Source organism: Spirosoma soli (genome assembly GCF_042684525.1).
GTDB classification, from domain to species: Bacteria; Bacteroidota; Bacteroidia; order Cytophagales; family Spirosomataceae; genus Spirosoma; species Spirosoma soli.
The window spans coordinates 156,026-171,277 of the sequence record NZ_JBHULN010000009.1 but is presented as its reverse complement, the minus strand read 5'-3'; the positions used below and the strand labels follow the sequence as shown (position 1 = coordinate 171,277).

Annotated in this window: 9 protein-coding genes; 2 read left to right on the top strand and 7 right to left on the bottom strand. The window is 51.4% G+C overall.

Annotated elements, in window-relative coordinates; all coding sequences use genetic code 11:
• Positions 1-39 precede the first annotated feature (39 nt).
• The 3 genes from ACFSUS_RS16070 to ACFSUS_RS16060 all read right to left on the bottom strand — a co-directional run bounded on the left by ACFSUS_RS16070 (position 40) and on the right by ACFSUS_RS16060 (position 5,640).
• Positions 40-1,830, bottom strand: coding sequence for a tetratricopeptide repeat protein (locus ACFSUS_RS16070; protein ID WP_381524282.1), 1,791 nt, complete (start codon positions 1,828-1,830; stop codon positions 40-42).
• 131 nt (positions 1,831-1,961) lie between these two features.
• Positions 1,962-3,830, bottom strand: a complete 1,869-nt coding sequence (gene yidC, locus ACFSUS_RS16065; protein WP_381524280.1) for a membrane protein insertase YidC — start codon at positions 3,828-3,830, stop codon at positions 1,962-1,964.
• Positions 3,831-3,948: 118 nt separating this feature from the next.
• Positions 3,949-5,640 carry a CTP synthase gene (locus ACFSUS_RS16060; RefSeq protein WP_381524277.1) on the bottom strand — a complete coding sequence of 564 codons (1,692 nt, stop codon included), beginning with the start codon at positions 5,638-5,640 and terminating at the stop codon, positions 3,949-3,951.
• Between the two features lie 472 nt (positions 5,641-6,112).
• On the opposite strand from ACFSUS_RS16060, the gene yiaA reads away from it, so the two are divergent.
• Positions 6,113-6,535, top strand: a complete 423-nt coding sequence (gene yiaA / locus ACFSUS_RS16055) for an inner membrane protein YiaA (RefSeq protein ID WP_381524275.1) — start codon at positions 6,113-6,115, stop codon at positions 6,533-6,535.
• Positions 6,536-6,744: 209 nt separating this feature from the next.
• Entirely contained in the window at positions 6,745-8,286 is a 1,542-nt protein-coding gene (locus ACFSUS_RS16050) for a carboxylesterase/lipase family protein (protein ID WP_381524274.1), read from the top strand.
• A gap of 63 nt (positions 8,287-8,349) precedes the next feature.
• On the opposite strand, the gene ACFSUS_RS16045 is transcribed toward ACFSUS_RS16050, so the two are convergent.
• The 4 genes from ACFSUS_RS16045 to ACFSUS_RS16030 form a co-directional block, all read right to left on the bottom strand.
• Positions 8,350-10,539, bottom strand: a complete 2,190-nt coding sequence (locus tag ACFSUS_RS16045) for a penicillin acylase family protein (RefSeq protein WP_381524273.1) — start codon at positions 10,537-10,539, stop codon at positions 8,350-8,352.
• Between the two features lie 96 nt (positions 10,540-10,635).
• Positions 10,636-11,274 (bottom strand): gluconate 2-dehydrogenase subunit 3 family protein, encoded by a 639-nt coding sequence (locus tag ACFSUS_RS16040; RefSeq protein ID WP_381524271.1) that lies wholly within the window; start codon positions 11,272-11,274, stop codon positions 10,636-10,638.
• A 6-nt stretch (positions 11,275-11,280) separates the two neighbouring features.
• On the bottom strand, positions 11,281-13,026 hold the full coding sequence (locus ACFSUS_RS16035; RefSeq protein WP_381524269.1) for a GMC family oxidoreductase: 1,746 nt from the start codon (positions 13,024-13,026) through the stop codon (positions 11,281-11,283).
• 201 nt (positions 13,027-13,227) lie between these two features.
• Positions 13,228-15,222, bottom strand: coding sequence for a putative porin (locus tag ACFSUS_RS16030; RefSeq protein ID WP_381524268.1), 1,995 nt, complete (start codon positions 15,220-15,222; stop codon positions 13,228-13,230).
• Between the last annotated feature and the right edge of the window lie 30 nt (positions 15,223-15,252).

The following is a 15,252-nucleotide window of genomic DNA, read 5'->3' as shown; positions in this document are numbered from 1 at the left end:
GGTTATGGACTACTCGCTTTTCACTCGTTCATTCGTTGGCTAATTAATTTTAGTAAACCGCCCGTCCTGATACTTAACGATGGGGACGATTTGATTTTCATTGGCTTGTGTATAATCGAAACCCGACAGCAGGTAATCGTCCGTATCGGAACGTAGCGCCATCCGGTTGCGTAGCTGAGTGCCATTTTTTGCTAACTGCCGCCCAAAAAATAACATCATATCATAGCCCTGACTGGCAAATACAGATGGAATGGTGTTCCGGGTCGCCAGATACGATTCCTGAAAGGTAATAACCGGCTCCCTTGCATTATCAATGAAATCGGGATACAACAAGTATAAATCCCGCCGAGTGAATGTAGACGTTGAACTTCGATAGAAATCGAAGGCGGTTGCCGTAGCGATCAGTGGAGCGCTCACCCGACGGCGGCTCAGGGCGTCCAGGATACGGGTCCCATCATCTTCGTTACTGCTGGCAAAAAAAACGTGGCCTAAGGTAATAACTGCGGGCGTGGTGCTGGTAGCTGTCTGAGGGGCGGGCGTTACCGCTCCCAACTGCATGGTACTGGCCATGGCCGAGCCATTACCGGTCAGCTTACGAAAATCGACGATTTGATAATTCAGCCGTTTCAGTTCGTTTTGGTAGGCTAGTGCCAGCAGGGAGTCTTTACGGGCCGAGCCGAAATAAATGGCGGCTCGACGTCCCCCGCCCATAGCGCGGGCCTGTTCAGCTACTTTTTGCGCCTGCCTGGCCAATGAAGGTTGTGCCAGAAATGACATGGGCTGATTGGCCACCAGTTCGCTGCTGGTCGCTATCGGGTTCAGCAAGAGCATGTTATTCTGATTGGCGAAGGCCGACACAATCCGGTTGGGCTCCACGTATAATGGACCAATGATTAAGTCGGTTTGGGCAAAGGCCGGGCTATTCACGAGTTCAAGGGTTCTGTTAGCATCGTTGTCGACGTCGTACGCAAACAGATTAATAGTGATGCCTTCCTCTTGTAGCTTATCCTTGGCTAGTTTAATGCCATTATACAGATCGTAAACGTACTGGTTCGACCGTAGTCGCTTATCGGCATCAAACCCATCCACGCGAAAGGGAAACATAACGGCCACGTTATAGTATCCTTTAGGACGCGATGAGCGAGTCGGCTGCGTAACTGGATCTGCCGGACGAGTCGTAGGGGCTGGAGATGCTGCAGAAGCAGACGTCGGCCGAGCCGAAGCGTTTGCAGGTAAACCAAAACGATTGGTCAGCCGATCTGAAAGCTCTAGATCATCTTTATCACTGGCGGTCCGCTGAATCAGGTCGATCAGCGCTAAACCGACGGTGCGGTTATCCGGAAATTCCTTGTTTAACTGCTTTAACCGGCCCAGCTCCGTGATTCGCGGAATAAAGCTTTGCTCTAGTTTAGTAACGTCGGCTCGTAGGCTGGGGTCGCCAATACGTTGTAAAGCAGCCAGCGCATCTTCATACTGACCGGTTTCCATACATACGGCTGAAAACAGATAACTGGCATCGTCCATCTTCTGCCAGTTTGGAAAGCGGCTCATCAACTGCTTCAGCATCAGCCGGGCCTGGTTGAAGTTCTTTTCTCGAAATGCTGCGAGGGCGTAGTAATAATGGGCGTACGGCGCTAGTGGCCCATCCCGTTGAATCAGCGGGTTCAACTCAGACTTAGCGCGTTCGTAGTCACCGGTTTGCACTAGCCGAACAGCCGCTTTATAACGTTTTTGTGTTTCAGGCGATGGCTGAGCCCAGGCGACCGACTGCCCCATAACCCAAAGCAGCCCCCAAACTACCAGCTTACATAAATAAACTCTACTGTTCATGTATTCGTGGGTTCACACACAAAAGCAACGCGTGGGCGTTGCTTTTGTTAGACGTAATTTCGATATATAGTTTTCGTGTACGGTGTAAAAGCGGAGTGTACTCAGCGTATACCGAAATCTGTATACCGTATTTACTTCTTTTGTTTGGCTTTCCGCTGGGCTTCGTCGGCTTGTTTGCGGGCCTCTTCGGCGGCAGCTAACTGTTTTTGTAACATAGCCTGGAATCCACCCGGTTTCTTACCCTGACCAGATGCATTCTTACGCCGATTTTCGTCCAGAATAGCCTTGATTTTATCTTCATCGACAAAACGACGGATCAGCTGCTGCTGCGTAATGGTTACAACGTTCGAGACAAAGTAGTAAAACGTCAGACCAGCTGGGTACGAATTCAGCACAAACATGAACATTAGCGGAAACACGTAACTCAAAGCTTTCATGTTGACCGGTCCCGGCTGCGTTGGCGTCGTCTGGTTGTTGTAGTAGGCATAGGCAATCGACGAAGCCGTCATCAGCACGGTAAACAAACTAAGGTGACTACCGACAAACGGCAGGGCCGGAAACGTAATAAAGGCGTCGTAAGTCGATAAGTCCGGCGCCCACAGGAACGACTTCTGACGAAGCTCAATCAGGTTCGGGAACAGCATGAACAACGCAAACAGAATTGGCATGGTTGCCAGCACGGGCACGCAGCCGCTCAACGGGCTCACGCCTACCTCCTGATACAGCTTCATCTGCTCCGACTGCTGCTTGGCCATATCATCACCTACCCGCTCCTTGATCTCATTAATCTCCGGGGCCAGCACGCGCATTTTGGCCATACTAACGTAAGAGCGGTAGGTTAACGGTGTTAGAATTAACTTCACAAACACCACCAGCGCAATAATGAGTAACCCGTAATTGGTGATAAACTTTTCGAGTACGTTAAATACCGGCACGAAGAAGTACTTGTTGATTGGCTTCAGGATTGAATAGCCTAAGTACACGTTCTGGTCAAACTCGGGCGCCACATTTCCCAGCAGCTGAAAGTCGTTCGGGCCGTAATAAAACTTGTATTGCCCTTTACCGCTTTTTACGTCAGCCATTGACAGCGATACGTCGGAAATGGCCGTTTTTACCACACTTGAGTCGTTAGGATCAACGAGGGCTTTAAAACTAGCCTTGGTGAGCGGGCTGTTTTGCGCCACAAAGCCCGACAGGAAATACTTGTGTTTGATGGTAAACCACTGCACCGGCTCTTCGAGCGTAGCTTCCTGACTGCTTTCGCCTTCGGTCAGTTTATCAAAACTCTCGTCGGCGGTAAAGTAGTTGATGGTAGCCGAACGACGGTTGTTTGCCAGGTCGTTTTCGTATTGCCGCATCTTGTCTTCCCAAACGAACCGAATGTTGTCGTTGCCAACCACATTGTTCAATCCATTTAGCTTGAGATTATAATTCAGCACGTAACCTTCAGCCGGCACCGTATACACCTGTTCTACAGATTCTCCCGGCGCAACCTCTGCTCGAAATACAACTTGCTGCGGTTGAGTACTTACCGTACCGCTGCGGGTCGATGTCTGGTAATACAGCTTGTGTAAGTCGACTTTGCCTCGATTTGTGGGTAACTCCAGAGAGGTTTTGCTGCTCTGCTGATCGACCAGCACCAGTGGTTTCTGGTCATAAGTTTTATAATTCTTCAGCACGACCTCTTTCACGCGGCCTCCCTGCGTGCTAAAGGTTACCTTCATGTCTTTGTTCTCAACGACAATATCCTGCGCTTGTCCCGTAGCAACGGCCGCAAAGTCACCAAACTGCCGTAGGGCAGCAACCGAATCCAGCGGCTGGGTTGCTGCGTTGCTGGCAGCAACTCCCCCGGATGCCGTTGTCGGCTTTGTGGTTTGTGCTGTTGGAGTCGGCTGCTTCCCTTGCCGGGCCGGGTCAGGCGCAGGTTTGGGTACCAGAATCTGATAGCCGACAAGCATCGCCAAAATCAGGACGATGCCAATTATTTGATTACGATCCATGTATATGATTTACGAAGTACGATTTACGATTTACGAAGACATACGTTAGCGTTTCCACCTCGTAAGTCGTATTTCGTAAATTGTATATCAATGCGCAAAAGTACGCCAATCTGCCCGCTTAATCAACCACATCAGCAGTTTCTATAGCCGCCGTGGATTCGGGAGCGGTTGTCACACGCTTCTGTTGGTTGTAGGTCAGGGCAGCTCGCACAAACCCTACAAATAAGGGGTGCGGATTCATGACTGTACTTTTTAATTCGGGGTGAAATTGAACCCCCACAAACCAGGGATGATTCGCTAGCTCTACGATTTCAACCAGCCCCGTTTCAGGATTGATACCTGTTGGCCGCAACCCAGCCCGCTCAAATTGATCCAGATAGTCATTATTAAACTCGTAACGGTGGCGGTGGCGTTCGCTAATCTGCGTTTTGCCATAAATCTGCTGCGCCAGCGAGTCGCGCTTTAGTTTACAGGTGTACGCACCCAGTCGCATCGTGCCGCCTTTGTCGGTAATGCTTTTCTGCTCTTCCATCATGCTGATGACAGGGCTCGCCGTATGAGGCTCCATCTCGGTTGAGTGGGCATCTTCAATCCCCATCACGTTGCGGGCATACTCAATAACGGCCATCTGCATGCCCAGGCAAATGCCCAGGAACGGAATACCATGTTCACGTACGTAGCGGACAGCATTAATTTTACCTTCTATGCCCCGCTCGCCAAAGCCGGGAGCGACCAACACCGCATCGAGGTCCCGTAAGGCATCCGCGCAATGGTGTTCGTCGGCCAGCGTCTCAGACTGAATCCACTCAAGTTGCACCTTGCACTCATTGGTGGCCCCCGCGTGAATGAACGACTCTGCAATGGATTTGTAAGCGTCCTTCAGCTCAACATATTTACCAACCAGACCGATGCGCAGCGTTTCGCCGGGGTTTTTGAGCCGCCCCAAAAAGTTTTTCCAGGCGTCAAGGTCGGCGTCTTTGTCGTTATACAGATCGAGCATATACAACGCCCGCTGATCGAGTCGCTCCTTCTGCATCAGCAACGGCACATCGTAGATGGTCTCGGCATCAATGGCTTCGATAACCGAGCTAACCTGTACGTTACAGAATAAGGCAATCTTCCGGCGAATCTCCTGCGGCAGCGGATGTTCGCTCCGGCAAACGATGATGTCGGGCTGCACCCCATTTTCGAGTAGCATTCGCACCGAGTGCTGCGTTGGCTTCGTTTTTAGCTCGCCCGCCGATTGCAGATAGGGTACCAGCGTCAGGTGAATAACCAGCGTATCGTGTTCTCCCAGCTCAAACTTTAACTGCCGAACGGCCTCTATAAAGGGCAGCGATTCAATATCGCCTACGCACCCCCCTATTTCAGTGATTACGATATCGTATTCGCCGGTATCGCCCAACAGCCGGATGTTGCGTTTGATCTCGTCGGTGATATGCGGCACGACCTGAACGGTTTTACCCAGAAAGTCGCCCCGGCGCTCGCGCGTGATTACGTTGTTGTAGATTCGGCCCGTGGTGATGTTATTCGCCTGGGAGGTTGGCCGATTTAAAAACCGTTCGTAGTGCCCCAGATCAAGATCGGTTTCGGCTCCATCGTCGGTGACGTAGCATTCGCCGTGTTCATACGGATTGAGTGTACCGGGGTCGATGTTGATGTACGGATCGAATTTCTGGATCGTTACCGTCAGCCCCCGCGATTGAAGCAATTTGGCAAGAGAAGAGGCAATGATGCCTTTGCCAAGTGATGAAGTTACCCCGCCCGTAACAAAAATATACTTTGCGGATTTTGGTCCCGTAGCCGCCATGATTGAAACCTGTTTTGGTCGTTACGGGGAATAAAGGTACGCAACTTTTGGCAGGAACGGGTGCAATACAGAAGGAAAAAGTTACTGATTTCGGGTAAACGGTTGTCTGTCAACTGAGTGGCGGATAATCAACAAATTCCCTCGGTTTCTCTTGCGCTACATACAAAACATGATAGCGTTTTGTGGTCTATTCTTCTGGAGAATCCGTCGGTAGATAATGGTAGAAAGTCAATTCCGCGTCATTTAGAGATGAACTCGATCAGACACAAGCATCGTGTTCACGAAAACAGAAGTGCTTTCATAATCCCCGAACTATCCTGGTAGAATCCTGATGAATCGGGGGACTTACCGATAACTAAGTCGTTCTTGCCAAACATTGTTTTGTGATAAAATAAGCGAGAGAATTGCAGAAAAATTCCTCTTTTTCAAGTAGTTGCCTTTGACTACTACTTACATAACTAAACACAAAACAATGAACCAACAACCATCTAGTGCCTTTATTGCCGTATCGTGGGTAGCCCTGATTGCGGGTATGTTAGCGTTTAATGTGGGCTTATGGAACGCCCAGATGGCCCTGAACGAAAAGGGGTATTACTTTACTGTTTTGATGTATGGCCTGTTTGCGGCCGTGTCGGTCCAGAAAAGTGTCCGGGACAGGCTTGAAGGCATCCCCGTAACCAATGTGTATTATGGCATAAGCTGGGTGTCGGCGCTGCTGGCCATTCTGTTATTGACCGTCGGTTTATGGAATGCAACCCTAACCCTCAGTGAGAAAGGGTTTTATGCTATGTCGTTTACACTTAGCCTGTTTGCCGCCATTGCGGTTCAAAAAAATACCCGCGATAATCAGACGGTTGAAAAGCGCGACAATCAATACGTCGATCGAACGGTGTAGCCTGTTATTCAAGGCCAAGCTCACCTATCCGAGTAAGCGTTGCCCCTTTCCACCGGTTTAAGACATAGCCTGAATGCCCCTCTTAAAAGCTGGTCATTCAGGCTTTTTTGTCGAGTAGAAAACTACAGAGATGGCTTTATCTCTCATCGGAGGCCATAGGGTGGTCCATTGTCCTATCACTTCGTGTGCGTTGTTGACCTCTACATTCTATGAAAATAGCCTTCCTCGTTTTGTTTGTTTACTGTTCGCTGCTAGCGTTTGGCCAACCACCCGTGCTTAAAATTGCCTCGGGCCTAGTAGAAGGAGTCTCTAACCCAACGGGTGATATTCAGATTTACAGAGGAATTCCGTTTGCCGCCCCTCCCGTAGGCAACCTACGCTGGAAAGCACCCCAGCCGGTGGCAGCCTGGCAGGGCGTACGGAAGTGTCATGCCTTTGGACCAAGCCCGATGCAATCTAAACCAGCCCCGTTTATGTATTGGTCGTCGGAATTTCTGATTCCAGCATCGCCCATCAGTGAAGACTGCCTGTACCTCAATGTGTGGAGCGGAGCTAAATCTGCTACCGATAAACGCCCTGTAATTGTTTACATCCCGGGTGGGGGCTTTCGAAGCGGTGGTGGTGCCTGTCCTATTTACGACGGCGAAGCTATGGCGAAAAAAGGCGTTGTGTTTGTCACGATCAATTACCGGCTGGGCGTTTTCGGCTTTTTGGCCCATCCGGAACTGAATCAGGAATCGGGGAACAACACGTCGGGCAACTACGCTTTGCTGGACATGATTGCCGCTTTAACCTGGGTCAAGAAGAACATAGCCGCGTTTGGTGGCGATGCCGCTAACGTAACCGTAGCTGGCCAGTCGGCGGGGGCTTCGGCGGTTAACTTACTGGCCGCGTCTCCGGTAGCAAAAGGCCTCTTCGAGCGTGCCATTGCCGAAAGCGGTGGCAGCATGTACAGCAACCCCCTTCGGCCGCGCCTGACGTTAGCGGCTGCCGCCCAACAAGGGGTTACGTTTGCTCAATCATTGAATGCCCACTCGCTGGCCGAGCTGCGCGCTAAACCAGCCGACGAAATGCTGAACGCGCAGGGCGGTCTGAGCGCTCCGATCGTGGACGGTTACGTAGTTCCGACCGACGTTTCGGCGGTGTATGCCGCAGGTCAACAAAACGATGTGCCGGTGCTACTGGGCTGGAATAAAGACGATAAAGTGATGGGAGCACCCAGTAAAGCAGACGCTTTTCGAAACCAGACGCAAAAACGGTTTGGACTACTTGCCTCCACGTTCTTAATTCTTTACCCGAGCCAGTCTGAAGCCGAATCAGCTCAATCACAAGGCTATAGCAACCGCGACGAAACATTTGCTATTCAGGACTACGCCTGGGCGAACATGCAGACCAAAACGGGTAAAGCACCCGTCTATTTATATAATTTTAACCGGGATGTGCCCGCTCAAACGCCCGAGACCGCTTTTGGTGCGTTTCACTCGGGGGAGGTTGCCTATGCTTATGATAACCTGCATACGCTTAACCGACCCTGGAAAGCCGAAGATCGGCAACTGGCTGAGTTAATGTCTACATACTGGGTCAACTTTGCCCGGACGGGCAATCCCAATAGCAAAGGTTTACCCGATTGGCCCGCGTATAACTCCCAGAAGCAAGTTGTCATGGTCTTCGACACAACCAGTCAATCACTGCCGTTAGCCAACAAGGCGCAATTAGCCTTTTGGGAGCAGTATTATAATCCTGCCAAATAAGCGCGTGCACTGGTCACTCGACTACAGACTCAATATCGAATGACCAATGCACGCGTTTATATATTACTCCCCGGGGTGGTACGTCTTTTCTACGTGTTGCTTAACGTCTTCAGGGTAAAACCAAACGTCCTTAAATTTTCCTGCACAGAATAACGGAGCCTGGTCGGTGAAATGTGGCGAGTTCGGGTTACTGCTGGCACCGCCCGTTACGACCGAACGGGCTTTCACTCGTTTCCCAAACTCGACGACGGCCACAAAACTATTCCCTACAGTACCGTACCGTTTTTTAGTTCCGGGATACGTCCGTGCTCCGTAGGCCGCTAACGAGCCCCAGACCGACGACGTAAAGCCAACGGGCAGACTAGCCTTCTGGTCATCATACGTTTCTTCTATGTTCCCGGTCAGGCGCTGAAAGCGGTTAATGTCTCCCCAGGGCGTTTTCCAGGTTCCGAAGTCACGCGTCATCTCGTCCAGCACGTCTTTCAACGTAGTGACTTTCTCCTGCGGGCTTGTATTGTTAATAATGAATGTTGTAAAGCTCAGATTGTCCAGACGTTGGGTTGCTGGTACACGAGGCCGAGCCAGCCGCTGCATCCGCTCTCCCCACAACACAGCCAAAGCCGTAGCCACCGACCTGGTGCCGTAACTCATATTCCAGCTACGCAACGTATCGATAGCTTCGCCTACGTCTTTCAACTGGGCCTGCCCTTCACCGGCAACAGTCTGATAGGCCTTGACTAAAGCGGGAATTAAATCGTCGAAGCCAGCCAAATGCGGGTCGTTAGCTGCCGCAATTAACGTATCCAGACTGAAACTAGAGCGTCGGCTTAATACCCGTACTGCATTGATCCCCCGGTAGTTTTCGGCGTCGGGTGCCATGTATGCTGGGTATTGGTTTTTTACTGGACTACTTTTTCCGGAAACGGTAAACGGTGTGGCATTGCAATTCTGTATCCAGCCGCTGGCGGGGTTATAGACCTGCACAATTTCGTCAATGCTGTGCAGTCCTTTCCAGTCGGTTTCTGGATTACTACCGTCCAGCGGTTGGCTCCAGTCAAACTTGGGGTTTCGTTTGGGCATGAAATTACCGTGCCAGTACGCGATGTTGCCTTTGCTGTCCGCAAATACCGTGTTATTGGACGCGTTCCCGTTGAGCTTCATCACTTGCTTATAGCTGGCATAGTTGGTTGCCTTTGTGCGCAGGTAGGATTGCGACAGCGCGTTCAAGGGGTCATTCATCATGCTGACGGTGATCCACTTACCGTCTTTCTCACCAATGACGGGTCCATGATGCGTGCGGTAGATGGTAAAGTCCTTATGAAGAATGCTGCCTGCCTTGACGTAAGGTAATGAGACTTTCTGAACCTGCACGGGTTTAAGCCCGCTACCGTGTTTGTAATAAAAGGTATTGCCTTTCTTGACAATGGTTTCAAGGTAATCGTCCATTACGTCGGCGGCACTGGATGTATGCATCCAACCACAATGCTCGTTAAAGCCCTGGTAAATAAAAAACTGCCCCCACGTAACGGCACCGTACGCATTCAGGCCAGCGTTACTGACCATTTGCACTTCTGATCGGAAGTAAAATGAGGTGTGCGGATTAATGAGCAGCAACGCATGCTTCGTCGCGCTTTTGCTGGGCGCAATGGCAAATCCATTCGACCCCACCGGCTCGCGGTCTCGTTTGTCGAAGTCATCAACCCAGGAGGTCGACCGATCCTGCGTGTAAAACCCCTTAATCCGCTCCAGAGAAACGGCGCTGATGTTGCCGCCAATGCTACCTTCGCTAAACATCAGCGGCATCCAGGGCTGAAATCGACGGAGTAGTTTGGGTTTTACGTTTGGATGCGTGTGCAGGTAGAAGTTCGTGCCATCGGCAAACGCGTCCAGCAGTTGTTTCATCCAGGGTGGACTCTTGCGGTAGATAGCAATGGCCTGAGTCGTGTCCATAAACATACGCGCCCGCAGGTCATGATAAAGTGCCGACTCGCCCTGCACTTCAGCCAACCGCCCAATGGCGTCGATGTAGTTGTCCTCGACCCGGGCGAAGTCGTCTTCACATTGCGTATACAAAACGCCGAAGACAACGTCAGCGTCGGTTTTGCCGTAGATGTGCGGCACACCCCACGTATCGCGGGTGATGGTGATTTGTTTAGCCCGTTGTTGCCAGCGAGCAATCTCTTGGTTACGAAACGGCTGCCCGTGTGCGGTTAATCCGCACAGGAGAGAAAACAGGTACACGTAGAATCGCATCAGGTCAGTAAGGCTAATGAAGACAGCAAGATAAGCCAAAAATAAAAGCGGACCCGCTTCAAAACGAGTCCGCTTCCAATTATGAGTGCGTTGCGCTTATTTGCCCTGAGTAAGTTCGCGTTCTTCGTAGGCCAGGCCATACTGTTTCAGGACGTCTTCGGGCACGCCATCCCACTGGTTTGGCGTGTTACCCACATAGCCCAGGTCTTTGATACCCATCTGGCTGGTAAAGAAACCCGTAGCCGTCATATTCCGCATCATGCTGAAGAAGGCGGCTCCCTGGGTCATGTCAGGTTTCGCCTTACCGGGGTAGGCGATTTGCTCCACCATGTCAATCTGCTGCGCTTTTGTGCATTGCACGAATTGCTTGCCGTAGCGCTTAACACAGGTGTTATCGAGCCACCGGATGCCCCCGCGCATTGGTGTCTGGTTACGGGGCTGATCTTTCATCATAAATTCGATGAATGCCGGTACGCCCGCCTGCGAGGCACTCCCGGATCGCTCATCGGCTGGAATGATAATGTCTGACAATACCGTTACAGTCTGCAACTCGTGCGGAGTAAAGAATTTTTCAGCATTAAGTTTAGCATCGCGCTCAGCTTCAAATTTTTGCCGACCACCGGGTATCTTCAGCGGTTTAACATCCGGTGGCGCGGGCACTGCGGCTTCAACGGGCGTAACAGCCAGGCCAAAACCGGTCAGCGATAAGGCTTTTAAGGAATCTCTACGTTTCATACCGGTTTAAATATTTTTCTGTTTGACTTGATCAATAATGTATTCCGAGGTGCGCATCGACGACGCCAGGATCGTCCAGGTTACGTTCTTATCGCCTTGAGACGGGAACGGAGCAGCATCCACAACAAACAGGTTTTTCACATCGTGCGCCTGCTGGTATTTATTCAGTACGGAATTTTTGGGATCGCTACCCATGCGGGCGGTACCCACCTCGTGAATGATCTTACCCGGCGCTTCCAGACCGTAACTATTTTCGGGACCGGGTTTCGCACCCATGGCGATGCCACCCATCGAGTGGATAATCTCCTCGAACGTATCCTGCATGTGCTTGGCCTGCTTCACTTCGTAATCAGACCATTTGTAGTTGAACCGCAGCACCGGAATACCGTATTTATCGACCACGTTGGGGTCGATTTCGCAGTAATTACTTTCTAAAGGCACTGGCTCACCGCGGCCGGCCATGCCCACATAAGCGCCGTAGAACCGCCGGAAGTCATCTTTCAGGCCAGCACCATAGCCACCGCCTGGTTTCATTTTCCCATCGCGGCCCGGAATCATGCCGTTTAGGGCTTCAATACCCCAGCCGAATCCATAAGCAGGCATGCCCATACCGCCCCAGTACTCGATATGGTACCCGCGCGGGAAGTCTAATTTCTTGTTATCCAGCCACCAGGGCGTAAAGACGTGCATCCCTCCGACTCCGTCTTCGTTGTACCGTTTGCGGTCCATCAGCGCCGGAATAAAGGCTGAGCGACTAGCCCCGGTCGAGTCGTTGATGTATTTACCAACAACGTTGCTGGAATTGGCAAGCCCGGTTGGGAAACGAGACGATTTGGAGTTGAGCAGCAACCGGGCCGTTTCGCCCGCGCTAGCTGCCAGCACTACCGATTTGGCTTTTATGGTTACCTCCTGCAAGGTTTGCGTGTCCACGTAGCTCACCCCGGTGCAAAGTCCGGTGGCTGGGTCTGTGATCACTTCGCGCACCATGGCACCGTTGATTAACGTAACATTGCCGGTTTTCAAGGCTGGTTTTACTAATACCGACGACGACGAGAAGTCGGCATACGCCTGGCAGGCCCGGCCGCACTGGCTACAGTAAAAACAAGCGCCCCGCTCGTTATTGATCGGTTTGGTCAGGATCGACAGGCGCGATGGAATGACGGGAATACCAATACTCCGGGCTCCTTTGCGAATCATTAATTCGTGCAGACGAGGCTTTGGCGGGGGCAGGAAGATACCATCGGGTTCCGACGGCATGTTTTCGACCGAGCCAAACACGCCAATGAGTCGGTCGACCCGGTCGTAGAACGGTTTCAGATCATCGTAGCCAATCGGCCAGTCTTCGCCGACACCGGTCATGCTTTTGCGCCGAAAATCATCGGGAGCAAACCGAAGCGAAATACGCCCCCAGTGGTTGGTTCGTCCGCCCAGCATCCGCGACCGAAACCAATGAAATTCGGTTCCCTTTACGGTAGTGTAAGGCTCGCCCTCAATATCCCATCCGCCCCAGGCGGCATCAAAGTCGCCAAACGCCCGGGTTGTCCCTGCGCCACGCCGGGGCGACTCCCATGGCCATTTCAGTTGTGTAATGTATTTAGGATCGGCCGGATCGAAGAAGCCGCCCGCTTCAAGCAATACAACTTTAGCCCCAGCTTTAGCAAGTGTATACGCTGCCATACCACCCCCAGCACCCGAGCCGACAATGGCTACGTCGTACTGAGTTGGGGCCTTTTGAATCTGAAATGGGTCCATGTAAAGAATTGAGGTTTAATCGGTATTGTACAGAAATGTAGCCTAAATATACAACTAAAAGAAAAACCTTATTCTCACTTACCCCGCCTAAAGGCCGTATTTTTAAAAAATTTAATTATTCGTCATTTTTCCTGTGCAGCGTAAATGCTGTCCATACTCGCTGCGGCACCATCCAGTTGGGAAAATGGCATGCGGACAGAATTAATCAAAAAGGTACCAATCGACCCCAAAGGCAAAGCCCCGGCGCATCTGCAGATAATCGGGAGCTACGAAATAGCCGGGCGAGAGCAAGCCGAGCACGGGTCCGATGTTAGCGCTGGTAAGTTTAACGAATAGCCGGGTTCGATTGACCCGCAGATTAGCGTAGATATCGGCCAGTATATTCCCTTCAACTTGTTGCCGGTTCTGAAGGTGGAACTGCTGAGTCAACGGCATATAAGCATCCGCATAATAAGGTGACTTGTAATGCAGGTCGACCCCTAGCTGAATATACAGCACTTTAGCATACAGGAGCTCGTACTGCAAGCGGGCATTGATGAAGAAGGGCGGAGTACGCAGAATATCCGAGCGCGACTGAAGGGTATAATACGCCTGCCCGGAGGTTAGGAATTTCCCTAACTGCAAATGATAGCCTAACCCCGTACGTAACACACTAAACGAGCCGGACGCTTGCTGAGCCACCGCATTCGTATCGAAATACGTGTAGTTACTGAGCAGATAATAATCAATACCGGGCTCGATTCGGAGCTTTTTGTAGCGTATGTTCAGCTTTCCGTAGGCGTAGTTATAGCCGCGTAGTTTGAAATCGTTACGCCAGAAATACACTTTACTTTGATAACGCTCCTGTAGCAACGTCGGCTGCACCAGCATTGCGGTGTAGCCCGCCGTCAGGAATTTACTATCGAACTGCCCCTGCAGACGAAAGCCACCGCCTACCTGGTACTCCGCTTCGGCGGTGACTTGCGATAAACTATCCGGAAAGTAATATCCTAGCCAACCGCCCAGAAATGTTTCAGCACGGCGGGTTTCGTATTCATTGAATGCGGTACGGGATGTATTATAGCGGGTATACTGGCCATAAATTCGGCTTCGCAGGTAAGCCCGGTAATTGAACGCCGAACCACCCCGCCGATAAACTCCTTTTAAACCGAACTGATTTTCAACCAATCGAAAGCGGGCGTCCTGCTCAATGCGTGACGTGTCCCCCAGAATGGATGGATAGAAGACTCGTACCGAATTGTCAGGTAGTGTAACCGTCCGGTTCAGGCTAAGGGTATCATCCCGGTAATAATTCTTCTGCCGTCGGTAATCGAGCCGGTGATACACCTGAAAGCCCTGATCCAGTACGTATTGGTGGTACACGTGCCAATCGTTGCGGATTTCCCAACCGTGTGGGCCCTGTACGCGGGATAGCGGGTCGCCACTCCGCAGTAGCGCGTCACCGGTATAATTATAGATGATGGGAGCGCCTTCTGCCGTCTCACCTGGTAACACGCCCCCCTGCTCATCGAAGCTGTGGTTCATGTTAATGAAGTGCATCAGCAGGGTGTACTTGTCGTTTTTAGAGCGGTAATTCGTATGCCCCAGAAATCCCCAGTTCTGAGCCAATAGTTTGTTGGGGTCATTGGCCCCACTCGTACCAAACTGCTTCTGGGAGGTAAACCGCTGAACGTTGAAACCCAGGTTCCAGCGGGGATTGACATTCTGAGAAAAGTCGAAGCGAAGGATGTTCTGATTACGCCCCCCCAAAGCCAGATACATATCTGTAAACGGCGACTTCGTATCGAAATACCGCACCCCCATGGTTTGATAGGCGTAAGGCGAGAAGACGTAATAGCCTGTCTGAGCCCCCAATTGATCGGGAACCTGCACAAACACAGGCCGCATGGGCGTACCGAGTGTGCCCAAATCCTGATACTGGTTCTGACTGCGTTGTACGTAGGTAAACCGATGGACGTCGTCCATGGTGGTATCTACGGTATAGAGCTTCCGGCGGTTATTAAAAATGTCCGCTTCCAGCATGAACCGAGTGGATTTGGGACCGTATATAACTTTGGTTGAATCGTCGATACCGTTGCTGCCGGTGCTGGCGGTAGAAGAGCCAGGTCTCCCCTGTTGACCACCAAATCCGCCCGGAAACCCGCCCGGCAGTTGCGTTCCGCCGGGGAATTGCTGCGCCCATCCGGTCGCAGCCAAGCATAAAGAAAAAAGTAAGCAGAGAAAACG

What these genes read in the sequence shown, in the direction of transcription:
- ACFSUS_RS16070 (WP_381524282.1), bottom strand. Translation starts at nt 1,830, where the DNA reads ATGAACAGTAGAGTTTATTTATGTAAGCTGGTAGTTTGGGGGCTGCTT.
- yidC (WP_381524280.1), bottom strand. Translation starts at nt 3,830, where the DNA reads ATGGATCGTAATCAAATAATTGGCATCGTCCTGATTTTGGCGATGCTT.
- ACFSUS_RS16060 (WP_381524277.1), bottom strand. Translation starts at nt 5,640, where the DNA reads ATGGCGGCTACGGGACCAAAATCCGCAAAGTATATTTTTGTTACGGGC.
- yiaA (WP_381524275.1), top strand. Translation starts at nt 6,113, where the DNA reads ATGAACCAACAACCATCTAGTGCCTTTATTGCCGTATCGTGGGTAGCC.
- ACFSUS_RS16050 (WP_381524274.1), top strand. Translation starts at nt 6,745, where the DNA reads ATGAAAATAGCCTTCCTCGTTTTGTTTGTTTACTGTTCGCTGCTAGCG.
- ACFSUS_RS16045 (WP_381524273.1), bottom strand. Translation starts at nt 10,539, where the DNA reads ATGCGATTCTACGTGTACCTGTTTTCTCTCCTGTGCGGATTAACCGCA.
- ACFSUS_RS16040 (WP_381524271.1), bottom strand. Translation starts at nt 11,274, where the DNA reads ATGAAACGTAGAGATTCCTTAAAAGCCTTATCGCTGACCGGTTTTGGC.
- ACFSUS_RS16035 (WP_381524269.1), bottom strand. Translation starts at nt 13,026, where the DNA reads ATGGACCCATTTCAGATTCAAAAGGCCCCAACTCAGTACGACGTAGCC.